The 24,363-nt window shown below is 47.5% G+C and carries 18 protein-coding genes; 5 read left to right on the forward strand and 13 right to left on the reverse strand.

The genetic code is table 11. The features are described from left to right. Window positions 1-125: 125 nt before the first annotated feature. Entirely contained in the window at window positions 126-2,537 is a 2,412-nt protein-coding gene (gene leuS / locus DXA57_RS06375; RefSeq protein WP_117765746.1) for a leucine--tRNA ligase, read from the reverse strand. Between the two features lie 185 nt (window positions 2,538-2,722). Between leuS and DXA57_RS06380 the strand changes: the two genes are divergently transcribed. Beyond that, window positions 2,723-3,361: a TIGR01906 family membrane protein gene (locus DXA57_RS06380; RefSeq protein WP_158571243.1), complete on the forward strand. Its 639-nt coding sequence runs from the start codon at window positions 2,723-2,725 to the stop codon at window positions 3,359-3,361. On the opposite strand, the gene DXA57_RS06385 is transcribed toward DXA57_RS06380, so the two are convergent. The 6 genes from DXA57_RS06385 to scfA all read right to left on the reverse strand — a co-directional run bounded on the left by DXA57_RS06385 (window position 3,337) and on the right by scfA (window position 11,562). Then, the gene (locus tag DXA57_RS06385) at window positions 3,337-4,833 is read right to left on the reverse strand and encodes a sensor domain-containing diguanylate cyclase (RefSeq protein ID WP_117765750.1); all 1,497 of its coding nucleotides are present in this window, start codon (window positions 4,831-4,833) and stop codon (window positions 3,337-3,339) included. The two genes, DXA57_RS06380 and DXA57_RS06385, sit on opposite strands and share 25 nt — an antisense overlap. A gap of 52 nt (window positions 4,834-4,885) precedes the next feature. Further along, window positions 4,886-5,995 (reverse strand): AI-2E family transporter, encoded by a 1,110-nt coding sequence (locus DXA57_RS06390; RefSeq protein WP_158571244.1) that lies wholly within the window; start codon window positions 5,993-5,995, stop codon window positions 4,886-4,888. Window positions 5,996-6,011: 16 nt separating this feature from the next. Further along, a complete protein-coding gene (recJ, locus tag DXA57_RS06395) occupies window positions 6,012-7,745 on the reverse strand; it encodes a single-stranded-DNA-specific exonuclease RecJ (protein WP_117765754.1) in 1,734 nt (577 codons plus the stop codon). Between the two features lie 77 nt (window positions 7,746-7,822). After that, a complete protein-coding gene (gene secD / locus DXA57_RS06400; RefSeq protein ID WP_117765987.1) occupies window positions 7,823-9,970 on the reverse strand; it encodes a protein translocase subunit SecD in 2,148 nt (715 codons plus the stop codon). A gap of 4 nt (window positions 9,971-9,974) precedes the next feature. Next, window positions 9,975-11,348, reverse strand: a complete 1,374-nt coding sequence (gene scfB / locus DXA57_RS06405; protein ID WP_117765756.1) for a thioether cross-link-forming SCIFF peptide maturase — start codon at window positions 11,346-11,348, stop codon at window positions 9,975-9,977. Window positions 11,349-11,418: 70 nt separating this feature from the next. Beyond that, a complete protein-coding gene (gene scfA, locus DXA57_RS06410; protein WP_117765758.1) occupies window positions 11,419-11,562 on the reverse strand; it encodes a six-cysteine ranthipeptide SCIFF in 144 nt (47 codons plus the stop codon). Window positions 11,563-11,716: 154 nt separating this feature from the next. On the opposite strand from scfA, the gene tig reads away from it, so the two are divergent. Then, on the forward strand, window positions 11,717-12,859 hold the full coding sequence (gene tig, locus DXA57_RS06415; protein ID WP_158571245.1) for a trigger factor: 1,143 nt from the start codon (window positions 11,717-11,719) through the stop codon (window positions 12,857-12,859). A 75-nt stretch (window positions 12,860-12,934) separates the two neighbouring features. On the opposite strand, the gene DXA57_RS06420 is transcribed toward tig, so the two are convergent. Continuing rightward, window positions 12,935-13,753, reverse strand: a complete 819-nt coding sequence (locus DXA57_RS06420) for an HAD hydrolase-like protein (RefSeq protein ID WP_158571246.1) — start codon at window positions 13,751-13,753, stop codon at window positions 12,935-12,937. 80 nt (window positions 13,754-13,833) lie between these two features. After that, complete coding sequence (locus DXA57_RS06425) at window positions 13,834-15,921, reverse strand: elongation factor G (protein ID WP_117765764.1); 2,088 nt, start codon at window positions 15,919-15,921, stop codon at window positions 13,834-13,836. 315 nt (window positions 15,922-16,236) lie between these two features. On the opposite strand from DXA57_RS06425, the gene aroF reads away from it, so the two are divergent. The 3 genes from aroF (at window position 16,237) to aroA (ending at window position 19,717) form a co-directional block, all read left to right on the forward strand. Continuing rightward, window positions 16,237-17,253, forward strand: coding sequence for a 3-deoxy-7-phosphoheptulonate synthase (gene aroF, locus DXA57_RS06430; protein ID WP_117765766.1), 1,017 nt, complete (start codon window positions 16,237-16,239; stop codon window positions 17,251-17,253). Further along, window positions 17,250-18,347 (forward strand): prephenate dehydrogenase, encoded by a 1,098-nt coding sequence (locus tag DXA57_RS06435; RefSeq protein ID WP_117765768.1) that lies wholly within the window; start codon window positions 17,250-17,252, stop codon window positions 18,345-18,347. The genes aroF and DXA57_RS06435 overlap by 4 nt, the downstream gene beginning before the upstream one ends. A gap of 83 nt (window positions 18,348-18,430) precedes the next feature. Continuing rightward, a complete protein-coding gene (gene aroA, locus DXA57_RS06440) occupies window positions 18,431-19,717 on the forward strand; it encodes a 3-phosphoshikimate 1-carboxyvinyltransferase (protein WP_117765770.1) in 1,287 nt (428 codons plus the stop codon). Here aroA and DXA57_RS06445 read toward each other — a convergent pair. The 4 genes from DXA57_RS06445 to pheT form a co-directional block, all read right to left on the reverse strand. Continuing rightward, window positions 19,662-20,144: an acyl-CoA thioesterase gene (locus tag DXA57_RS06445; RefSeq protein WP_243005725.1), complete on the reverse strand. Its 483-nt coding sequence runs from the start codon at window positions 20,142-20,144 to the stop codon at window positions 19,662-19,664. The genes aroA and DXA57_RS06445 overlap by 56 nt on opposite strands. A gap of 110 nt (window positions 20,145-20,254) precedes the next feature. Beyond that, window positions 20,255-21,292: a tRNA preQ1(34) S-adenosylmethionine ribosyltransferase-isomerase QueA gene (gene queA / locus DXA57_RS06450; RefSeq protein WP_117765772.1), complete on the reverse strand. Its 1,038-nt coding sequence runs from the start codon at window positions 21,290-21,292 to the stop codon at window positions 20,255-20,257. Between the two features lie 17 nt (window positions 21,293-21,309). After that, a complete protein-coding gene (locus tag DXA57_RS06455; protein ID WP_117765774.1) occupies window positions 21,310-21,918 on the reverse strand; it encodes a histidine phosphatase family protein in 609 nt (202 codons plus the stop codon). Between the two features lie 11 nt (window positions 21,919-21,929). Then, entirely contained in the window at window positions 21,930-24,347 is a 2,418-nt protein-coding gene (pheT, locus tag DXA57_RS06460; protein ID WP_117765776.1) for a phenylalanine--tRNA ligase subunit beta, read from the reverse strand. Window positions 24,348-24,363 lie beyond the last annotated feature (16 nt).

Consider the following 24,363-nt stretch of genomic DNA (forward strand, 5'->3'; position numbering starts at 1 on the left):
CCTCCTTTTTCCTTTTTCCTATTCTACCACAAATACTTCCATTACTTCAAGATTAGATTTGTCCAGAATAGCTGAAAAGCCCGTCTCCCGCTGTATTTGCGGAAGGCAGGCTTCTTTGCAGTTATTTATTTTGCAACGATATTGATGATCTTCTTCGGAACATAGATTTCCTTGATGATATTTCCGGTAAGCTTGTCACCCAGAGCCTCTTTACCTCTGGCAATGGCATCCTCTTTGGAAATGTCAGCAGGAATTGAGATCACGATCTTGGTCTTGCCGTTGATCTGAACGGGAACCTCGATCTCATCATCCTTCATGGCATCCTCATCATGCTCCGGCCAGGTGTTCTTAAATACAGACTCCTCATGGCCAAGCTCCTGCCACAGTTCCTCTGCCAGATGGGGCGCAAAGGGAGCGATCAGAACCACTGCTGTTTCCAGGGTTTCCTGATCAATGCCCTCTTTCTTGGCCATCTCGATCATTTTATTGTTATACTCCATGAAACCGGAGATAACGGTATTCAGATTGAAGCTTTCCAGACGCTGGGTGATGGTGTGTACCATACGGTGACGAAGCTTGATCATTTCCTTTGTCGGCTCTACGGTCTTGTCCTTATTGTCCATGACAAGACTCCAGAATTTGTTCAGGAAACGATATACGCCGTCAATACCACGGTCATCCCACTCGGCATCCAACTCAGGCGGTCCTACAAAAAGTTCATACATACGAAGAGAATCACAGCCGTAATCACGTACCAGATCATCCGGAGAAACGACATTTCCCTTGGATTTACTCATCTTGATACCGTTTTTACCGGTGATCATACCCTGGTTGAAGAGCTTATGGAAAGGCTCGTCAAAATCAACCACACCGATATCATACAGGAATTTGGTGTAGAATCTGGAATACAGAAGGTGCAGGACTGCATGTTCCACACCACCAATGTACATATCAACCGGCAGATATTTATCTGCTTTTTCTTTGGATACCAGCTCTTTGTCATTGTGGGAATCCACATAACGGAGGAAGTACCAGGAAGAACCGGCCCACTGGGGCATGGTATTGGTCTCTCTCTTTGCCGGAGCGCCACAGCACGGACAGGTCGTGTTTACCCACTCGTCAATGGCAGCCAGCGGAGACTCACCGGTTCCGGTAGGCTCATAGGATTCTACATCCGGCAGACGAAGCGGCAGCTGATCCTCGGGAACCGGCACATTTCCGCAGTGCGGGCAATGAATGATGGGGATCGGCTCACCCCAGTAACGCTGACGGGAGAATACCCAGTCACGAAGCTTGTAGTTAACGGTCTTACGGCCGATGCCCATTTTCTCAATGATCATGGGAGCTTCCTGTTTCAGTTCTGCGGACTCTCTGCCATTCCACTCACCGGAATTGATCATGATACCGGAAGCCTGTGTATAAGCCTCTGTCATGTTCTCGATCTCTTTTCCGTCTTTTGCGATGACCTGAACGATCGGAATATGAAACTTGGTTGCAAAAGCAAAATCACGGTCATCGTGAGCCGGTACACACATGATGGCGCCGGTACCATAGTCAGCCAGTACATAGTCGGACAGCCAGATGGGAGTCTTTTTGCCGTTCAGCGGGTTGATGGCATAGGAACCGGTAAATACGCCGGTTTTCTCCTTATCCTGCATACGGTCTACATTTGACTTCATAGAAGCATCGAAAATGTATTTCTCCACTGCCTCTCTGGTCTCATCGGTAGCCAGGCTCTTTGCCAGCGCATGCTCCGGAGCCAGTACCATGAAGGTGGCACCGTGAAGGGTATCCGGTCTGGTGGTATAAACGGTGATCTTCTCCTCGCGGCCTTCCACCGGGAAATCAACCTCAGCGCCATAGGATTTTCCGATCCAGTCGCTCTGCATCTTTTTTACCTTCTCCGGCCAGTCCAGTTTATCCAGATCGTTCAGCAGACGCTCTGCGTAGTTCGTGATACGGAGCATCCACTGACGGAGATTTTTCTTTGTAACCGGGGTGCCGCAGCGTTCGCAGCAGCCGTTTACCACTTCCTCATTGGCAAGTCCTGTCTTACAGGAAGGGCACCAGTTGATGGGGAATTCTTTTTCATAAGCCAGACCTTTTTTGAACATCTGTACAAAGATCCACTGTGTCCATTTATAGAAATCCGGGTCTGTGGTGTTTACCTCCATATCCCAGTCATAGATAGCAGCGATCTCATTGATCTGACGCTTGATATTGGAAATATTCTTTGCCGTGGAAATGGACGGATGCTGTCCGGTCTTGATGGCGTAGTTCTCAGCCGGAAGACCAAAAGCGTCCCAGCCCATGGGATGGATCAGATAATAACCCTGAAGCATTTTATATCGGCTCCACACATCAGAAATCACATATCCTCTCCAATGTCCTACATGCAGACCATTTCCTGAGGGATACGGGAACATATCCAGACAGTAATATTTCGGCTTTTTGCCGTCGTTGACGTTTACAGGATGCTCTTCCCAGATCTTACGCCATTTCTGTTCAACGGCACGATGGTTATACGGTATTGCCATTTCTATTCCTCCTTGTATTCTCTTATGGGAACCTTCTTTTCGAAAAACTGTTAAACATTCGAAATTCGCTGGTTTCATAACTAATCACTAATTTTACTCATTTGACTTGCATTTGTCAATAGATGCGTTTATATTCTTATAATGGAAAAAAATCTTCGCAAAACAAACGCAAAGGAGACTACCCTATGAAATCGTCCTTTTTTGCAGATCTTGTGACCGGCATTTCCGGTTTTCTTTTCTGCCTTTCACTCAGCATCGTACTGATCCTTCATTTTCGTCCTCTGTATGTACAGGAGATCAAAGATCAGGAACTTTCCTCTCTTTCTTCCATGTCGGAAACAGAGATCCTGGAACAGTATGACGCTCTGATCCACTACAATTCTCTTTTTTACCGGGGAGAACTTCACTTTCCTTCCCTTCCCATGTCGGAAGAGGGACGGATCCATTTCAGCGAGGTCAAAAAAATTTTTGACGCCATCCAGCTTCTTCTGATCTTCAGCACCGCCACGTTTTTTCCTCTGGCTTTTTTCCGGATACGGAAAAGGAGGTTTGTTTTTTTCCGGATCATCCCTTCCATTTCTGCCGTTCTGGCCTTTCTTGCCGCTTTCGGTGCGCTTCTGGACTGGGATGCCCTTTTTACCGCTTTTCACAAACTGTTTTTCCGTAATGATTACTGGCTCTTTGACCCGGACACGGATCCTGTCATCAACCTGCTGCCGGACAGCTATTTTCTACACTGTCTCGCCGGCATCCTCGTACTTCTGCTCTTTTTTTCTCTGCTCTCTGCCTTCCTCTGGCATTATTTTTCTAGGAAGGAGCGATAAACCGTACAGCCATTTCTTCCGTTTCTTTTTGTTTCATAAAGAGCCTTATCTGCACAGACATAAATGTCTTTATAGCTTTTTCCATGGTCCGGCCAGAATGCAAGCCCTATACTGCTGGTGATCTTTTTGCCCTTCAGTTCCGGAAGATCTATTTCAGAAATGTGATCCCTCAACGTTCTGGCTTTTTTCAGTGCGATTTCTTCTGTGGCAACATTTTTCATAAAGACCACAAATTCATCACCACCGATCCGCCCCAGAAGATCACTCTCCCGGAACTGTTCCTTCAAAATCTTTCCGACCTCTTTCAGCACTTTGTCTCCCACCGCATGGCCGTACACATCATTGATCTCTTTAAAGTGATCGATATCCATCATCAGAAATGCCTGTTTTCCAGTGCATTCCTCGCTTGTGATCCAGCTTTTCACTTTATTTTCCAGAGCCCTGCGGTTAAAGATACCGGTCAGCTCATCGATCCGCGCATAATAAAGCAAGGCTTTCTGTCTCCGCCCGTTCATGACGGTGATCACCAAAAACAGCGCAACTACAAGAAGAAAAAGAACAGCAGCAAGGATCAGCTCATACCTGCGGATAAAGCTGTATTTCTCCAGTGCAGTCTTCTGCGGCACCACATAACAGAGCATCCACTGATTGATGGAAAGCGGCGTATAATTCATGTAATAAAGCGTTTCATTTTTCTCAAATTCTATGAGCCCGCTCTTTTGCTGTTCAAAATCCTCCCTGAGATCATCCACATTTATTTTTCCCAGAAACCGTAGACGCTCACAACGGTTGTAAAAGTTGTCTTCTGTACTCAGCATAGTCTCCACAGGATTTACAATATCATCCGCTGAATGGTTCAGAGAGATCACATCTCCATTCTGCGTTACCAGAAACTGAAAACCGGTCTCATCATAAAGATCTTCAAAGACAAGACTTCCCAGATACGCCAGATCATAAGAACCTCCAAGTGCTCCCTTTACCACTCCGTTCTGATAGATGGGAACACATAAGATCACCCGCTGTTCTCCGTTGAGCTTACTGATCAGCGGATCACTCAGCGTCTGCTCGCCCTTCATTACCTGTTGAAAATAGCTCCGGTCAGAAACATCTTTCTCTTCTCCGGTATTATAGGTACTGAGACCGTTTTCATCAATGATGCTCACAGCTTCGAGATAGCTTTGCTTCTGAAGAGAACGGATCAGATTCAGATTCTCTTCATCCTTTAGATCCTCCTGCAAACTGGCATAATCAGCCATACCTTCCATATATTTATACTGGACATCCAGAACGGACTGCAGATGAAAACACTGTCTTTCCACATAGGAGTACAATTCTTCCTCTGTGTTTTTTCTCACCTTTTTTCCGTTTATGCCAAAGAAGATCAGAATACTGATCATCATTGCGATCAGAAAGATACCGATTACAATGCCATAGTTTTTATAGATTTCTTTCCCTTCCAGATTTTTCCTCATATTTTTTCTTTCCCTTCTGGTTGGATTTCTTCCAGCAAAGCTGCGATGCGTGTTACCTTTCTTTTTCTCTGGTATGGATATACTCAGAGAACAGTTTGTAAACCGTTGCCGTCATGGGCACTCCGATTATCATGCCTGGAATCCCCCAGAGTCCGCCGCCTACCGTGACAGCTGCCAGGATCCACATGCCCGGAAGTCCCACAGAACTGCCTACCACCTTCGGGTAAATCAAATTTCCTTCTACCTGCTGCAGGATCACCAGAAAACAGATAAACGGGATCACCTGTCCCGGACTGACTGTCAGGATCATAAACGCTCCTACAATCGCTCCGATATAGGCTCCGATGATCGGAAGAAGAGCCGTCGCGCCCACCAGAGCTCCCACCATGGGCGCATAAGGAAAGCGAAAGATCAGCATACCGACTGTACAAAGGCTTCCGAGGATCACCGCTTCCGTACACTGGCCGGCAATATAGCTCGTAAAAGTATGATGGGCCACTGTCACCACATGAAACAGCCGTGTATAATCTTTTTCCTTAAAAAACACCTTCAGGATCCTTTTCGCCTGATCCAGAAGTCTCTCTTTTCCCGATAAGAGATAAATCCCAAAGATCAGACTCATAAACAGCCGCACGATACTGCCCGTCAGAACTCCCACCAGTTCTACGGTAGAATTCAGGATATCTGTCAGGCTTCCCAGAAACTGCTGGATGATCTTGGGCCAGTCGATGGCAAGACTTTCCAGCCATTCCTTCAAAGCAGGAATCCCGCCACTGTGGTTCACAGCCCACGTCAGACCTTTCTCTACATAGACCGGCACCCCTTCTCCCAGCAGCAGGACCGCATTGATCAGCTCCGGAGCCACTACCCGGATCAGAAGAAAAATAATCCCCAGCACGGCAACGATACAAGCCGCCATACAGACCGGTCTTCTGGTCTTCTCTACCCAGGGAGCATTCTTTCTGGTAAAGTAGTGTCTCTCCATGGCTGACATAATGATGTTCAGTACATAGGCAATCCCACAGCCCATTGCCAAAGGCATGGCTACTGAGCCCACCGTCTTCAGAAAACCGGTGATCTGTTCAAAATAACGGATCATCAGGATCAGAACAGCAATCAGCACCAGATACCAGACACTTTTTTGTTTTTTTGTTTTTTCCACAGGCTTCTCCTTTCCGTCACTGATAGTTCTGAATAACAATCTGCAGTGTCTTATTTCCCCTGAATTCATTGACAGAAGGATAGTAAGTCATAGAAAGAGCCACCGAAGACGGCCTTCCCTGCAGAAGGAGTTCCAGATCTGCTGCACCGAATTTTTCCTTCACATAATTTTCAAATCCCGGAATATCCCCGAAATACAGAGCTTCCATAGTGCAGCCGGAACTGTTCTGTACCAGCATTTTCAGCACGTTTCTGTTTCTTCCTATGATTTGCGCCCGTAAGATTTTCAGCTTTCTGTCTGCAAATACAGGTTTTGTATTTGCCTTCCCGAAGGGTTCCAGAACAGAAAGCTCACAAATCAGCTTTTCACTAATATAATCCAATGGCATGGGAACGTCAATCATTATTTTTGGTATCAGATCATCTTCCGTCAACTCTGCTGCCTCATTAATCGCTTTGCGGAAAACTTCCACATTTTTTTCCGGAAGTGAAAGACCTGCTGCCATGGGATGACCTCCGAATCTGGTAAAAAGATGACTGACCTTGCACATTTCCTGAAACATATTGTAGGCCTCGATAGAACGACCGGAGCCTTTTACACCATCTTCCGCCCTGGTAAGGACAAACACCGGCCGGTGGTATTTTTCCCGGATCCTTCCGGCGATGATACCAGCCAGACTCTCATGACAGGAGGGCAGATAGATCACCAGTACTTTATCTTCTTTTAAAGAAGTCTCTTCCACCTGCTCCACGGCCTCTTCCACGCCCTTGACCGTCATATCTTTTCGTTCATCGTTAAGGCTTTTCAGTTCTTCTGCCAGTGTTTTTGCCAGTTCAGGAGTCGGCGCCATCAGAAGCTTCAAGGCTCTTTTTGCCGTATCCAGCCGACCGGTGGCATTGATGCAGGGGCCGAGTACAAAACCAATATGATAAGCACTGATCGTGCCATCCGTCAGGCCGTTTGCCGCGATCAGAGCCCGGAATCCTTCGTTCTTCGTATGGTTCAGCCGTTTCAGGCCTTCCTTCACCAGGATCCTGTTTTCTCCGGTAAGATCCATTACATCCCCTACCGTTGCAAAGGCCACATTTTCCAACAGCGGATCCCATTCTTCTGCCGGGATATGAAAAGCTTCATAAAGACACTGGACCAGTTTAAAAGCCACGGCTGCTCCGCAGAGATTTTTATAGGGATAAGGGCAGTCTGACTGTTTGGGATTGATCAGGGCATCTGCTTTTGGGAGGTTCTCCTGCGGTTCATGGTGATCTGTCACGATCACTGTCATGCCGTAATTTTTTGCCACAGCGATCTCCTGTACCGCTGCAATACCGTTATCACAGGTCAGGATCGTCTCCACACCATCTTTTCTTGCACGGTCGATGAGATGCTCATTCAGACCATAACCATCCAGGATCCTGTCTGGAATATCCACATCTACAGCTGCCCCGCAGCGTTGAAGCCCTGTCAGCAAAATGTAGGAAGCATTTACTCCGTCAATATCATAATCTCCGATAACCCGGATTTTTTTCCCGCAAGAGATCTTTTCCTGAAGGATTTCCACCGCTTTGTCCATATCCTTCAGAAAATGAGGATCCTGAAGCCAGGTCAGATCTCCATACAGATATTCCCGTATGGCATCCTCTCCCACAATATCCCTGTTCCGGATCAGCCGGATCGTCACGGGATCAAGCTGGAATTTTTCCCCCAGCTTTCGAAAATCCGCCTTTTTGGCGGCAACCATCCATTTTTCCATTGTATGCTCCGTTCCTTGTTATAAAAAAGGCTGCCCTTTTCAGGACAGCCTTTTTTGCTGCAGACCATCCGGTCTGTTTATGCTTCTTTTTTCACCAGTCTCTCTCTCATTGTATACCAGAGAGCACCAGTGATACATACAGAAGAATATGCTCCACATACCACACCCACCATCAACGGAAGTGCAAACTCACGGATGGAAGGAACACCCAGAATGAACAGGATCGCTACCATAATAAAGGTAGTAAAGGAAGTATAAATACTTCTTGTCAGAGTCTGTGTGATACTGTTGTTTACCACATCGTAAATACTCTCTTTTTTGCCCATTACCTTCAGGTTCTCACGGATACGGTCAAAAATAACGATCGTTGCGTTGATAGAGTAACCAACAATGGTCAGCATGCAGGCAATAAAGGTATTTCCGATGGAAATACGGGATACTGCGTAGAACATCAGAACTACGAGCACATCATGTACCAGAGCCAGAACCGCACTTGCTGCAAAACGGATATCCTTGAAACGGAACCAGATGTAGATCAGCATACAGATCGTTGCAATGATAACTGCCATTACGGCATCTTTACGCATTTCGCTTCCAATGGTAGCAGAAATGTTCTCAGAAGCGATCAGAGAAGTATCCACATCAAAGTTCTCAGCCAGTTTATCATTCAGACTATTTCTCTCATCCAGATCCAGTGTTCTGGTCTTGATGATGACCTGATTGGTTCCTGTTACTTTCTGTGTCTGGATGTCTGCGTCTCCAGTCACTTCCTGAACCACCGGTTTTACTTTGGAATCGATATCAGCGATGCTCATATCTTCATTGAAGGTCACATTGGTGGAGGTACCGCCTTTGAACTCCAGGCTGTAGTTCAGGGCACCTTTGCCGGAACCGGAATAAATTCCCATGGTAACCGGTCCGAGAACGATCAGGATAATGGAAATGATAAAGCAGATCTTTCTCTTTCCAAGGAAATCGATGGGTTTTCTTTCTTTTGCTTCACCATAATATTTCTTGTCTCTTGCAAACAGTGCATAGAATGCGAGAGTCAGATATCTGGAAATGACCAGCGCACTGAACATGGAAAGTACGATACCCATAGCCAGTGTATAGGCAAAACCTTTTACGCTTCCGGATCCCAGGATACCAAGGACCAAAGCAGCGATCAGAGTCGTGATATTACCGTCCACGATCGCAGATAATGCTTTCTGGAAGCCGGTCTGAATGGAATTCAGGACGCTCTTTCCTGCAGCAATCTCCTCACGAATACGGGCATAGATAATCACGTTGGCATCCACAGCCATTCCGATACCGAGGATGATACCTGCGATACCAGGAAGCGTCAGTGTGATATCAAACGCATTCAGAGTCACCAGCATCAGAGCTGTATACAGCAGAAGTGCAATACCGGCAACCACACCCGGAAGACGATAAACAAGGATCATGAAAAGAATTACGATGACAAGACCGATCGCACCGGCGATCAGGCTGGTGTGAATGGCTTCTTCGCCAAGCTGTGCGCCTACCACCTGAGAACGCAGCTCTTCCAGTTTCAGAGAAAGAGAACCGATACGAATGGAAGAAGCAAGCTTCTCCGCCTCGCTCTGGTCGGCCATACCGCTGATCACGGCTCTTCCGTCTGTGATCGCTTCATTGACTCTCGGGGAGCTGATCACTTCTCCATCATAAACGATCGCGATCTGTTTTCCAACATTTGCGCTGGTGGCATCAGCAAAAGCTTTTGCACCCTCGTCTGTCAGAGTCAGCTGTACAACCCATTCTTTGTTCTTCATGCTGTCCGGCTGAACACCTGCTTCTGCAGAAGCAACCTGAGAACCATCCAGTACAACACTTCCATCGGTCAGCTGGAACTCCAGAGAACCGGGTTTACCCAGTTCTTCCAGGATCGCATTGGCATCGGATACACCGGGGATCTCAATGTTGATACGGTCAGAACCTTCCTGGTAAACCTGAGCCTCTGTGCTGTAGCCGTCTACACGCTGCTGCAGCTTATAAATCGTATCTTTCATCTGCTCCTGTGTCGGGCTCTCATCGCCGACTGCCTGATAAGTAATACTTACACCGCCGGCCAGATCCAGTCCGGTCTTAATGTTCTTTGCGGAGCCGGTGCCCGTAGGACCGAATCCAATTGCTGCGGTAAAGGTCAGAAGTCCCAGGAACAGGGCTGTGACGATCACAACAGCGATCGCTTTGTTTTTCTTCATGGCTTTATTCTCCTTTTTCTTCATCCGCCAGGGCGGCTTTGATCATAATCGCGCACTCCACTCGCTTGCGCTCAAGCTCACAGCCGATGTCATAGGCATCGTTGATGGAGCCATGGAAGTTATAAGAATTGGCAGCACAGCCTCCGCTGCAGTAAAATCTTGCAAAACACTTCTGACATTTTTCCTTTGCATAAACATTGCAGCACTTGAATTCATCCTGGATCTCTGTGTTGACGATTCCCGTATCCACATTGCCAAGAAGGAACTTTTCATTTCCGACAAACTGATGGCAGGGATAAAAATCACCCCATGGGGTCACTGCCAGATATTCGGTTCCTGAGCCACAGCCGGAAAGCCGTTTATAAACACAGGGACCACCGGAAAGATCGATCATGAAATGGAAGAAATTAAAGCCTCTGCCTTCCTTCTCTCTCTTGATCATCTCTTTTGCCAGTCTGTCGTATTCTTCACAGATTTTCGGAACATCTTCCTCACGGATGGCATAATCTGCCTCCGGCGGAGCAACTACCGGCTCCATGGAAACCTGTTTGAAGCCAAGATCTGCATAGTGCAGGACATCTTCAGAAAAATCAAGATTATGGTGCGTAAACGTACCTCTCACATAATATCTCTGCTGGTCTCTGCTCTCTGCAAATTTCTGGAATTTCGGAACGATGAGATCATAACTTCCTTTTCCATTGCGGAAAGGACGCATCTTATCGTGAACTTCCTTTCTTCCGTCCATACTTAAGACCACATTTCCCATCTCACGGTTACAGAACTCCATCACTTCATCGTTTAAGAGTACACCGTTGGTAGTCAGGGTAAAACGGAAATTCTTATTGTGGATCTTCTCCTGCTCACGCCCGTAACGGACAAGATCCTTTACTACCTGCCAGTTCATCAGTGGCTCGCCGCCAAAGAAGTCTACCTCCAGGTTCCGGCGGCTTCCTGAATTGGCGATCAGGAAATCCAGAGCCTTTTTACCCACCTCAAAGCTCATAAGAGCCCGGCGGCCATGATATTCTCCTTCTTCTGCAAAGCAATACTGACAGGCAAGATTACAGTCATGTGCGATATGTAAACACAGAGCTTTTACCACGGTAGGACGTTTTTTAAAGTCCTCAATGGCCGGACGGTAACGGTCTTCTGTGAAAAGAAGTCCGCTCTCTTTCAGCTCCTGACATTCATCCATGGCAGCCTTGATCTCTTCCTCCGGGTATTTCCCTGCAAGGCTGTCCCGGATGGATGCAGGAGTTTCTCCATCCTGCTCCAGATATGGAATCACGTCATAAACGATATCATCAACCACATGAACCGCGCCGCTGTTGACATCCAGCACAATATTGTATCCATTATTTTTATACCGATGGACCACGATTCATTTAACCCCTTTCAAGCAATAAGCAGCGAACATAAGGTCCGCTGCCTATCTCGCATTTTTCTGATTATTTATTGTTTTCGCAGCTCTGGTTTCCTACTGTACAGGAAGTTTTGCATGCGGACTGACAGGAAGTCTGGCACTCTCCGCAGCCACCTTTCTTTAAGGTGTTCTGAAGTCTTTCTGTATTTAAGGTCTTGATGTGTTTCATTTCTCTAGCCTCCTTTTTTCTTAACTTTTGTCATTATAACATAGGTAAATTCATTTTTAAAGTATTTTTTCTTTTTTACACACCTTTTTCACATTTTTGTGTTATACTTAGAACACTAACAGGGTTTGTAACCCGAAAGAAAGGAATCAGATACATGAAAAAACGCATTTCATATGCCCTTGGAGTGACCTGTACCGCAGCACTCCTTCTCGGAGGCTGTTCTTCCTCCTCCACATACGGAAAATATATGACGCTTGGTGAATACAAGGGTCTGGAGATCAGCAAGATCAAGACAGAGATCACCGACGATGACCTGGAGCAGGAGATTTCCTATACGCTGGATGACAACACCGAATACTTTGAAACAGACCGGGCCGCACAGAACGGTGATATGGTCAATATCACCTACAGTTCCACAATGAACGGAGAAGCATTTGACGGCGGCAGCGGAGAAGATATGGATATAGAGCTGGGAGCCGGCTATCTGGAGGGTGATATCCTTCAGGACGCAGAGAGTGAGATCATCGGTATGAAGGCCGATGACACCAAGGAAATGGATCTCACCATTCCGGAGAACTATTATTTTGACGATTCTCTGGCAGGCCAGAAGATCCATGTGACTCTCACGGTCAACAGCGTCTCCGAGATAGAACGCCCGGAGCTCACCGATGAATTTGTGGCTTCCATCTCCGATTTTGATACCGTAGATGCTTATAAGGAAGACCTGAAAAAAAGCCTGGAAGCTTCGGCTGATGAGAATAACGAATACACAGCCGGCAGCGATGCGCTTACCCAGGTAGTGGAAAACAGTACCTTTAAAGGCTATCCGGACGATCTTTACAATACATGTAAGGATCTCTATGATCAGACCAATCAGGCTTATGCAGAGATGCTCGGTCTGGATGTTTCTGATTTTGAAGGCACCGAGGAGGAAACAAAAGCTGCTGTGGAGAGCATGGTCTATGAGGACATGGTCATTACCAGTATTGCTGAAAAAGAAAAACTCACCGTTTCCGATGACGAATATCAGAAATATGTTGAAGACAACCTGGATACTTATGGGATGAGCAGTGTAGAAGAATTTGAATCTACCTATTCCAAAGACAGTGTCATGGAAGAGCTGCTCCGCGGAAAAGTCCAGAAGCTTCTGCTGGACAACGCCAAGATCACAGAAGTGAGTGAGGAAGACTATTATCAGGAATATGAGGGTGGAGAAGAATCCTCCACCGAGGATGTCATCGATTTCACAATGGATGAGACAGAAGCCGTATCCACTGAAGCCGCTTCCGAAGCATAAGCGGTACATGCCAAAAGAAAAAGACAGCTCCCGCAGATAAAAAAGGGGGTTGTCTTTTTTTGTTTTGACCACCTGTCAGAAATTATCCAGAAATTCCTGATTTACCCGACGCTGAAAATCACCACGGTAATTCAGGGCAATAAATCTTTCCCAGGCACCCTGAAGGAATTTTCTCCAGGACTCTTCTTCTTCTCTTACCAGGATCGGATAGAACAGGATCCCGTTCTTTCCTGCCGCCTCCAGATCAGAGGGTGCATCTCCGATCATCAGCACATGATCCTTGTCATAACCAAATTCCAGAAGCTTTTCCACCAGAATTTCTTTTTCGCCGCCTTCCTGGGTAAGGAACTCATTGACATAGGATTCCAGTCCGTTCTGTTTCCAGTCTCTCTGAACCTCTGCATTTCCACCTGCAGAAACCACGGCAATATCCGCCTCTTTTACGATTTCTTTTAAGACCTCTTTTACACCGTCGAATGCCAGAACCTCGCCCTCATACATAAAATTCATGGAGCCGTTCACCAGTTCCGACCAGGCCAGAGCTTTCCGCATACACTCATTTCCGGTCTCCTCATAGGCTTCCTTTAAGCTCTCATCGGAAAGTTCCTCTGTGGTGGAAACCCAGTGAACATAACCGGCGAGGCCTTCGATCCGCTTGTAGTTTTCGTTGACTTCCTTCAGCATTTTAGCCAGTCCACGGAAACGGTTGGTTCCTCTGTCCAGACTGTAGAGATTGATCTCTCTCCAGCGGGCTGTCAGCTCGATTTTATATTCTCCCAGTTCCCATACCATCAGCATACAGGGTGCCAGACATTTGTCATGCTTCAGATCCATCGTGTCCATAACACAACCGTCTGAATCGATACACACCAGAAATTCTTTTCTTTTTTCCATTCGTTCCTCCCAGAAATCACCTTTTTCAAAGCCGGAAAACATCCGGTGATAATTTTCACCGGATGCTCCCTGTTGCTTGATTACTCAACGGTATTATTTACTTTGCTTGCTCTCTCTTCTACTTCCTTCTTCTGGATATCAGAAGGTGCCTGCTCATAGCGGGCAAACTCATAAGAGAAGTCTCCGCTTCCGCCTGTCATGGCGCGAAGTGTGGTGGAATATCCGTAAAGCTCCATCGTCGGAATATCTGCTTCAATGATCTGATTTCCTTTATGGTCCGGATTCATTCCAAGTACACGGCCGCGGCGTTTGTTCAGATCACCCATAACATCACCGGTATATTTATCCGGAACAACCACCTTTAAGGAAGAGATCGGCTCAAGAAGTACCGGTGAAGCTTCCATAAAGCCTTTCTTGAAGGCCATGATCGCTGCCGTCTTGAAAGCCATCTCGGAAGAATCTACCGGATGGTAAGATCCATCGTAAAGGACAGCCTTTACGCCAACAACCGGATAAGCTGCCAGAGGTCCGCGCTGAACTGCTTCCTGGATTCCTTTTTCTACTGCCGGGAAATAGTTCTTCGGAACGGCTCCGCCTACCACTTCCTGCTCAAATACGTACGGTTTATCCAGATCACCGGAGGGCTCAAAACGCATCTTTACATGACCATACTGACCATGACCGCCGGACTGTTTCTTATATTTTGCTTCTACATCGGCATTCTTACGAAGGGTCTCACGGAAAGCTACTTTCGGTTTTACCAGTTCTACTTCAATCTTATATTTGGTAAGGATCTTGCTGATGATGAGCTCCAGATGCTGGTCTCCCATACCATAAAGCAGTGTCTGACGGTTCTCGGAATCGTTGACTGCCTTCATGGTCAGATCCTCCTGCATGATCTTGGCCAGAGCCTGTGCCACCTTATCATCATCACTCTTGTTCTTTGCATAATAACGTTTGTAGGTATAGGGAACCGGAAGATCCGGTCTGCCGTACTGGATCGGATTGTTCTTGGAGGAAAGGGTGTCACCGGTCTTTGCATCCAGTTTTCCGATCGCACCGATATCTCCTGCATGGAGCTCCGGAACCTCAATGGTGCGGCTTCCTTCCATAACATACAGCTTGCTGAGTTTTTCCTCTGTTTCTTTGGTCACATTGTAAAGCGTATCGTCATTTTTGATAACACCGGAGCAGACCTTGATGAGAGAATATTTACCAATGAACGGATCCACAATCGTCTTGAAGATCTGCGCAGACTTCGTTTTTGCGAAATCATAATCCGCCTCAAAGACTTCATTGCTCTTGGTCAGGATACCTGCTTTCTTTCTGTCGTTGGGCTTCGGGAAATACTGAACCATATCATCCAGAAGGTTCGCAATTCCTTTCAGCTGGGTGCTGGAGCCTAACGTTACCGGCACGATGGTTCCATCGTCCACGTCAGCAGTCAGCGCCATCAGGATCTCCGGTACAGAGAACTCTTCTCCACCGAAATAACGCTCCATGAAATCTTCACTGGTCTCAGCTACCGCTTCCAGAAGAAGCTCACGGTATTTCTCCAGATATTCCTCTGAATAGGAAGGGATCGGGCACTCTTCCTTCTGACCTTTTGCCAGATAACGACGACCTTTCTTCTTTACAACGTTTACATAACCGACAAACTGCTCATTCTCACGGATCGGAAGGTGAATGGGAGCAATTTTCTTTCCATATAATTCCGTCAGATCTTCCACTACCTGACGGAAGCTGGCATTATCCACATCCATATTGCTTACATAGAACATTCTGGGGAGTTTGTATTTCTCACAGAGTGCCCATGCCTTCTGGGTTCCCACTTCCACTCCGTTCTTACCGGAAACCACGATGATCGCTGCGTCTGCTGCGGATGCTGCCTCTTCCGCCTCGCCTGCAAAGTCAAAATAACCCGGTGTATCCAGAATATTCAATTTCACATCACCCCAGATAACCGGCACTACAGATGTATTGATTGAAAATTTACGTTTGATCTCTTCTTTATCAAAATCGCTGATCGTATTTCCTTCTGCCACGCTGCCCAGACGGCTGGTAATTCCTCCCATGTATGCCAGTGCCTCTACCAGGCTGGTCTTACCGGAACCACCATGGCCCAGAACAACTACGTTACGAATTCTGTCTGTTGTGTAAACTTTCATACGATTTTCCTCCAATACTAGTTAGTTTTATAAAGCCCTGTGAAATATTTCCTCTGCTGAAACGGAATATTTCATGTATGGGTATATTGTACTAAAAAATCCATTAAATTTCAACTACTTTATTCATTTTTAACAAGAAGTTTTTGAATTTTTTTCAGCAAAATGAAATTCTTTTGTCACACTTCTCCTCAGATTTCCGGAAGCACAGACGGAACGCATTTTTTACACTTTAAAGTCATAAAGTATTGACATCTGAAACAGCTGATAGTACAATGAGTGAAGATTGCAAAAAAAGATGAAAAGGATGAAAAACAAATGATTATCGTAATGAAACCTCATGCTTCTTCCGACCATATCCAGGAAGTGAAGCATTTTATCGAAAACAACGGTCTGACTGCCCATCTTTCCCAGGGTGAAGAGGTCACCATCATCGGCGTAGTCGGCGATAAAAAGAAACTCACCGGCAAAAACCTGGAGCTTCTCCCCGATGTGGACCGTATCGTCCCGGTAACAGAAAGCTATAAGCTTTCCAACCGGAAATTCCATCCGGAACCAAGCATCGTAAAAGTCGGAAATACGGAAATTGGCCCGAACAACCTCACCATCATGGCCGGTCCCTGTGCCATTGAATCCGAAGAGCAGCTTATGACCATCGCCAGAGCTGTAAGAAAATCCGGTGCGACAATCCTCAGAGGCGGCGCATACAAGCCCCGTACCTCCCCCTACTCCTTCCAGGGTCTGGAGGAAGAAGGTCTTCGCTATATGAAAGAAGCCAGTGAAGAGACAGGTCTTGCCACCATCTGCGAAGTCATCAGCACCGCTTCTCTGGAAGCCGCTGTTAAATATGTAGACATGGTTCAGATCGGTGCCCGGAATATGCAGAACTTCCAGCTTCTGCGTGAGGTTGGCCGTTCCGGTCATCCGGTTCTTTTAAAGAGAGGTATGGCAGCCACCATCGATGAGTGGCTCAATGCTGCAGAATATATCATGGCCGAAGGAAACCCCAATGTTGTCCTCTGCGAACGCGGCATCCGCACCTATGAAACTGCCACCAGAAATACACTGGATATCAGTGCTGTTCCGGTGATCCGTTCCAAATCCCATCTGCCCATTATCGTAGATCCCAGCCATGCCACCGGCGTACGTGCCTATGTTGCTCCTCTGGCTAAATGTGCCATTGCAGCCGGCGCCGACGGTATCATGGTCGAGGCTCATAATGATCCGACCTATGCGCTTTCTGACGGTCCTCAGTCCCTGACTCTGCCTCAGTTTGACGAACTGGCTAAAATGCTGGACGCTTATGCGAAATTAGAGGGAAGGGAGTTCTTATGAGTTCCTTTACGGCCGGCTTTGTCGGCTTGGGTCTCATCGGCGGTTCCATCGCCAGAGCCATGAAGCATTATTATCCGGACTGCCGGATCCTGGCTTTCAACAGGAGCCATTCCACTCTGGATTATGCTCTGGCAGAAGGAATCATCGACGAAGCACTTCCCGCCATCAATGAAGCCTTTGCTTCCTGTGATTATATTTTTCTCTGTGCGCCGGTGGAAACGAATGCTTCCTGTCTGCCGCTTCTGAAGCCTTATATTAAGGAAGGAACAATCCTCACAGACGTCGGAAGCACAAAAACAGACATCCACCAGGCAGTGGAAAAGAACGGATTGAACCGTTTTTTCATCGGAGGCCACCCAATGGCAGGCTCGGAAAAGACCGGCATTAAAAATTCCAAAAGGATCCTTCTGGAAAATGCTTACTATATCCTGACTCCCACCAGCGAAGTGGATCCTGCCCTGGTAGAAAAATACAAAGAGCTGGTGATTTCCCTGAAGGCCCTGCCTCTGATCCTAAGCTGTGAGGAGCATGATCTTTCCACAGCCGCTATCAGCCATCTGCCTCATCTCATTGCTGCTTCCCTGGTAAACCTGGTGAAAGATTCCGATTCTGAGAAGCAGACTATGAAGACCATCGCCGCCGGCGGTTTCAAGGATATCACACGGATCGCTTCCTCTTCTCCGGAAATGTGGGAGCAGATCTGTGCCACCAACCGTGACAACATCCTCATCATGCTGAACCGTTACATAAAAAGCCTTGAGGATATCCAAAAAGAACTGACCGAATGCAACAAAAAAGAGATCCATGAGCTTTTTGCAGAATCCCGGGATTACCGGAATTCCATTTCTGATTCTTCTCAGGGATCTCTTCCAAAAAGTTATTCTCTCTACTGCGATCTGGTGGATGAAGCAGGCGGGATCGCTACCGTAGCCACGATTCTCGCAACCAATGGTATCAGCATCAAAAACATCGGTATCGTCCACAACCGTGAATTTGAAGAAGCCGTCCTTCATGTGGAATTCTATGAGGAACCGGCACTGAAAAAAGCGGTCGATCTTCTCCGGAAATACCGTTACGTGATCTATGAACGTTAAGTAACCGTTCAGGGTCAAATGCAGATCTTCGGCTGCCTGAACAAATATCCTGAATACGCACACAACATTAGAAAGGGCTGCATATGAAATTTACAAAATCAGCTCCCCTCTGGGGAGAGATCACCGTTCCCGGTGACAAATCCATTTCCCACCGCGCCGTCATGCTGGGATCCCTGGCAGAGGGAACCACCGAAGTGACCAATTTTCTGAAGGGTGCCGACTGTCTTTCCACGATCCGGGCTTTTCAGGCAATGGGGATCGATATCGAAGAAAAAGATGACTCTCTTCTGATCCACGGAAAAGGTCTGGACGGACTGCAGGCACCAAAAGAAACGCTGGATATGGGCAACAGTGGAACCACCACCCGTCTTCTCTCCGGGATCCTGGCAGGCCAGGATTTCGAGACCACGCTTACCGGTGATGATTCCTTGAAAAAACGGCCCATGAACCGGGTCATCACTCCGCTTTCCCAGATGGGAGCAAAGATCGAAAGTCTTCCCGGAAACGGCTGTATGCCGCTTCACATTACCGGAAGCCGGTTAGACGGGATCCATTATACGACACCGGTAAAGTCAGCCCAGGTAAAATCTGCCATTCTCCTGGCAGGCCTTTATGCGGACGGCCCCACCAGTGTAACGGAAGCTGCACTTACCCGGAACCATACCGAACTCATGCTCCGTTATTTCGGTGCAGAGATCACGACAGAGGGCACCACTTCTACGATCCAGCCCCGTCCTCATCTCATCGGTCAGAAGGTAGAGGTACCGGGAGATATCTCTTCTGCTGCTTATTTTATTGCAGCCGCCCTTCTGATCCCGGATTCTCAGATCCTGATCCGGAATGTAGGCATCAACCACAGCCGTGACGGAATCCTCCGGGCAGTCCATGCCATGGGCGGTGATATCCGTCTTCTCAACCGCCGGAAAGACCAGGCAGAGCCGGTCGCTGATATTCTGGTGAGATCCGGTTCTTTGAAAGCTGCCGTCATCGGCGGTGACCTGATCCCTGCCCTGATCGATGAAATTCCCGTATTGGCCGTCCTTGCCTGCTTTGCAGAAGGCACCACTGTCATCAAGGATGCGCAGGAACTGAAGGTAAAAGAATCCAACCGTATCGATACCGTCGTATCCAACCTGAAAGCCATGGGCGCTCATGTGGAAGCCACGGACGACGGTATGATCATCGAAGGAGGGCATCCTCTCCACGGAGCCCTGATCCAGAGCCATCTGGATCACCGCATTGCCATGTCCTTCGCCATTGCCGGTCTGGCTGCAGATGGTGAGACAGAGATCGACCATGCGGAATGTGTAGACATCAGTTATCCTCGCTTTTATGAAGATCTGAAGAGCCTGCAGATGGAGGAAGAGTAGAAGCTGCCCGCATTTTTTCAAACAGTTTATGCATTTCCGGTTTTTTCCGTTTCAGTGAGATGGGCTTTCCATTTTTGTCAAGAAAACAATGAGCCGTTTCACCGGTACAGCGAAGTTCTCCGGTCACCGCATCCGCAACTTCATAGGTAATGGAAAGACGGATCCCGTTATAGGCTGTTATTTTTACAGTGATCTTCACCTGCTCGCCATACCGCGTCATGCTCCGATAGATCGCATGTGCTTCCAGTACCGGACTGATGACTCCTTCGGCTTCCATCACATCATATCCCATGCCGGCTTTTTCCAGAACATCCGAGCGTGCTTCTTCAAACCAGCGGATATAATTTGAATGGTGGACGATCCCCATCTGATCGGTCTCGTAATACTGTACTTTATGCGTGTATTCCATTTTTTCTGTTTCTTCCATGGTATTCACCTTTCTTTTTTAAAAATCCCCCTGAGGGCAGCTTTGCACAGTGCCCCAGGGGGTTTTTTTATTCTATGATACCAGTGTCAAAAGACCTTTTGACACTCATATCATTCGATTCCTTCTGTAATAAACATCGCATCCCCAAAGGAAAAGAAACGGTATTTATCCTTCACTGCCTCTTCATAAGCCGCCATGATATGCTCTTTTCCGGCAAGTGCGGAAACCAGCATGATCAGTGTAGACTCCGGCAGATGGAAATTGGTGATGAGACGGTCTACGATCTTAAACCGATAGCCCGGATAGATAAAGATGTCCGTCCAGCCGCTTCCAGCCTTCAGAATACCATCCTCCGAAGAAGCCGACTCCAGCGTACGAAGACTGGTCGTTCCCACAGAAATGATCTTTCCGCCCTTCTTTTTCGTTTCATTGATGAGAGCAGCCTGATCCTCCTCCACCACATAAAACTCCGAATGCATATGATGCTGGGTCACGTCCTCCACCTTTACAGGCCGGAAGGTTCCAAGACCGACATGAAGTGTCACATGAGCGATGTTGACGCCTTTTGCCTTGATCTCCTCCAGAAGCTCCGGTGTGAAATGAAGGCCGGCTGTAGGCGCCGCTGCAGAACCATCATGTTTTGCGTAAACGGTCTGATAACGGTTTTTATCCTTCAGTTGGTGTGTAATGTAGGGCGGAAGCGGCATCTGACCCAACTTGTCCAGAATCTCTTCAAAAATCCCATCATAGCTGAACTGGATCAGACGATTTCCTTCCTCCACGATATCCACCACTTCTCCCATAAGAAGCCCATCGCCGAAAGAGATCCTGGTACCGATCTTTGCTTTTTTTCCCGGCTTTACCAGAGTTTCCCAGATGTTGTTCTCTTTCCGTTTCAGAAGAAGCACTTCAATCTTGGCATCGGTTCCCACCTTGGTTCCATAAAGTCTTGCCGGAATGACCTTTGTATCATTGATAACCAGGCAGTCACCCGGATTCAGGTAATGAACGATTTCCTTAAAAATATGATGCTGGATCTTTCCCGTATTCTTATCCAGAACCATCAGTCTGGATGCGGAACGGTCCTCCAGGGGATCCTGGGCGATCAGTTCCTCGGGAAGATCATAATAAAAATCTGATGTTTTCATTTTTCCTCCAAAAACAGTTAAAACGTACGGTTTTCATAGATCAGAGAGGGCTTGCCGTTTTCTACACGGATCAAGGCTACACTACAGTTTTTCGGAACACCTCCATGCCAGAAATCTGCCATATCAAAGCTTCGGATGCTGTTTAAGATCCCCCGTGTGGCACAGCCGTGGCTGGATACCAGGACTGTTTTGTCCTGAAGTTCCGGCCGGTGCATGATGTCTTCCATAAAGGCCTTTGTCCTTGCACCAAGTTCTTCCAGGCTTTCTCCTCCCGGAGGCGTCTGGTAACGTTCTGGATGTTCAAAAAATGAATGGAACTCCGGATCCGGAATGCTGTAATTATCCTTTCCGCAGGTCAGTCCTTCGTAAACGCCAAAGCTGATCTCCTGGATCCTGGCATCTTCGATCACAGGAACTTTCCGCTCTCCCAGAAAAAGAGCAGCTGTTTCTTTTGCCCTTTTTAACGGACTGGTGAACACCAGATCAAAGGGCACTTCGCGGAAAGCCTTCCCCGTCCTGATCGCTGCCGCTCTTCCTACTTCATTTAAGTCTGTATCAGAACGACCCTGGAGCCGTTTTTCAACGTTCCAGGATGTCTGACCATGACGAATCACATAAATATCCATTTTGTCTGTCCTTACTGACGAAGCTCGATTCCCATAGAGGAAAGACCATTCAGGATCTTCTTCATGGCTGTATTGATCTCATTCTCTTCCAGTGTCTTATCCTTGGCACGGAATACCACAGAATATGCCATGGATTTATAACCAGCCTTGATCTGGGAGCCTTCGTATACATCGAAAAGCTGATAACTTTCGAGGATCTTTCCACCACGCTGAATGATCATATCCTCGATATCACCTGCCAGGATCTCATGAGGAACCACCATACTCAAGTCTCTGGTTACAGCCGGGAAACGGGCGATTCCGGTGAATTTACGGTCAAAATCTGCGTATTTGACCACAACAGGCATATCCAGAACAGCTACATATGCTTTGTCACCAATGCCGTAATTATCTGCCACCTGAGGATGGATCTCTCCAAGATAACCCATCACCTCTCCATGATAAATGATATTTGCCTGACGCCCCGGATGCAGGAAGGTTTTTCCTGCCTTGGGATCATAACTGAGCTTGCCGCGGATGCCTGCTTTGGAGAAGAACTCCTCTACCACACCCTTCATCACATAGAAATCACCTTCACCATACATGCCAAGTGTAAACTGGACACGCTCGTCCGGCAGCTCGGTCAGCGGAAGAGACTTCGGCAAGTAAACCTTTGCCAGCTCATAGAGGCGGACATTTTTATTTCTGTGGTTATAGTTGAACGCCAGGGAAGACAGCATGCCATGCAGAGGCAGCGTTCTCATGACGCTGAAATCCTCTCCCAAAGGATTGGAGATCACAACGGTCTTACGGAGTTCACTGTCTGCCGGGATCAGAAGCTTGTCAAATACCTTCGGGCTCTCGAAGGAATAGTTCATTGCCTCAGAGAAACCGGAGAATTCCGCTACATCTCTTGCAATCCCCTCGATCCGTGTCTCAAAAGGAAGCTTACCAAGGGTAGCCTCTCCTCTCGGAAGGGTGGTTGGGATATTGTCATAGCCATAGAAACGGGCAACCTCTTCTGCCAGATCTGCCATACGGAACAGGTCATGACGGAAGGTCGGAGCAATGATCTCTCTCTTCTCTGCATCATAGGCAAGATCGATCTTTTTGAAATAAGCCAGCATATCCTCCTCAGAAACATCGGTTCCCAGAAGTGCATTGATGCGCTCCGGCTGGAACGGGATGCGAACCGGCTCCTTTTTCTTTGTATATACATCCACCATGCCGCCGACTACTTCACCGGCGCCCAGCTCTTCAATCAGCTGGCAGGCACGATTGATCGCAGCTTCTGCATTGTTGGGATCCAGACCTTTTTCGAATTTACCGGAAGCATCCGTACGGAGACCGATCCTCTTGGAAGAAAGACGGATATTGGTTCCATCGAAGCAGGCAGCCTCAAACAGCATCGTTTTTACTTCATCCGTGATCATGGAGTTTTCTCCACCCATGATACCTGCGATGCCGACTGCTTTCTCACCGTCACAGATCATCAGGACGTTCTCATCCATCGTACGTTCCTGACCATCCAGGGTCACAAATTTCTCATTTGCTTCCGCACGGCGTACCACGATCTCATGGCCTGCCAGCTTATCATAATCAAACGCATGCATGGGCTGACCATACTCTTCCATGACATAGTTGGTGATATCTACGATGTTATTGATCGGACGGATTCCGGTAGCAGCCAGTCTTCTCTGCATCCATACCGGTGACGGAGCGATCTTGATATTTTTTACGACTCTTGCACAGTAACGCGGGCAGAGATCGGTATCTTTGACCGTTACCTTCACATAATCGTGAACATCTTCACTGTTTCCGGTAGCAGTTACTACAGGCGGCTTGAATTCTTTGCGGAATGTAGCTGCTGCCTCACGGGCAATACCAATCACACTGTAACAGTCTACACGGTTGGAAGTGATCTCATACTCGAAAACCACATCATCCAGTCCGAGTGCTTTTACGGCACTCTCTCCTACCACTGCATCCTCCGGGAAAATGTAAATACCATACTCCGGAGCTTCCGGATACATCTCTCTGGTAGAACCCAGCTCCTCAATGGAACACATCATACCGTAAGAATCCACGCCACGGAGCTTTCCGCTTTTAATGGGAACACCTCCGGGAGTTTTCTTTCCATCATGTCCGCCTGCCACACGGCCGCCGTCCAGAACAACAGGAACCTTGTCGCCTTCATGCACATTAGGGGCACCGGTAACGATCTGAACCGTTTTTTCTCCGACATTTACCTGGCAGATGATCAGTTTATCTGCATCCGGGTGACGCTCAATGGAAAGGATCTGTCCGATAACGATCTTATCCAGGTCTGCGTCCAGTTTCTCAAAAGTTTCCACTTTGGTACCGGTCAGCGTCATGGCATCCGTATATTCCTGCGCTGTCACATCCAGATCCGGTACATATGCCTTAATCCAGGAAAGTGATGTATTCATTTTTATTCTCCTCCTA

The sequence above is a fragment of the Blautia sp. OF03-15BH genome (genome assembly GCF_003463065.1).
GTDB lineage: Bacteria > Bacillota > Clostridia > Lachnospirales > Lachnospiraceae > Limivivens.

Excerpts from the sequence above, each read along its gene's own strand:
- DXA57_RS06425 (WP_117765764.1), bottom strand. The coding sequence starts at position 15,921 with ATGAAAGTTTACACAACAGACAGAATTCGTAACGTAGTTGTTCTGGGC.
- secD (WP_117765987.1), bottom strand. The coding sequence starts at position 9,970 with ATGAAGAAAAACAAAGCGATCGCTGTTGTGATCGTCACAGCCCTGTTC.
- DXA57_RS06420 (WP_158571246.1), bottom strand. The coding sequence starts at position 13,753 with ATGGAAAAAAGAAAAGAATTTCTGGTGTGTATCGATTCAGACGGTTGT.
- recJ (WP_117765754.1), bottom strand. The coding sequence starts at position 7,745 with ATGGAAAAATGGATGGTTGCCGCCAAAAAGGCGGATTTTCGAAAGCTG.
- queA (WP_117765772.1), bottom strand. The coding sequence starts at position 21,292 with ATGAAAACATCAGATTTTTATTATGATCTTCCCGAGGAACTGATCGCC.
- DXA57_RS06445 (WP_243005725.1), bottom strand. The coding sequence starts at position 20,144 with ATGGAAGAAACAGAAAAAATGGAATACACGCATAAAGTACAGTATTAC.
- DXA57_RS06455 (WP_117765774.1), bottom strand. The coding sequence starts at position 21,918 with ATGGATATTTATGTGATTCGTCATGGTCAGACATCCTGGAACGTTGAA.
- aroF (WP_117765766.1), top strand. The coding sequence starts at position 16,237 with ATGATTATCGTAATGAAACCTCATGCTTCTTCCGACCATATCCAGGAA.
- tig (WP_158571245.1), top strand. The coding sequence starts at position 11,717 with ATGAAAAAACGCATTTCATATGCCCTTGGAGTGACCTGTACCGCAGCA.
- leuS (WP_117765746.1), bottom strand. The coding sequence starts at position 2,537 with ATGGCAATACCGTATAACCATCGTGCCGTTGAACAGAAATGGCGTAAG.
- DXA57_RS06380 (WP_158571243.1), top strand. The coding sequence starts at position 2,723 with ATGAAATCGTCCTTTTTTGCAGATCTTGTGACCGGCATTTCCGGTTTT.
- pheT (WP_117765776.1), bottom strand. The coding sequence starts at position 24,347 with ATGAATACATCACTTTCCTGGATTAAGGCATATGTACCGGATCTGGAT.
- DXA57_RS06385 (WP_117765750.1), bottom strand. The coding sequence starts at position 4,833 with ATGAGGAAAAATCTGGAAGGGAAAGAAATCTATAAAAACTATGGCATT.
- scfA (WP_117765758.1), bottom strand. The coding sequence starts at position 11,562 with ATGAAACACATCAAGACCTTAAATACAGAAAGACTTCAGAACACCTTA.
- DXA57_RS06435 (WP_117765768.1), top strand. The coding sequence starts at position 17,250 with ATGAGTTCCTTTACGGCCGGCTTTGTCGGCTTGGGTCTCATCGGCGGT.
- aroA (WP_117765770.1), top strand. The coding sequence starts at position 18,431 with ATGAAATTTACAAAATCAGCTCCCCTCTGGGGAGAGATCACCGTTCCC.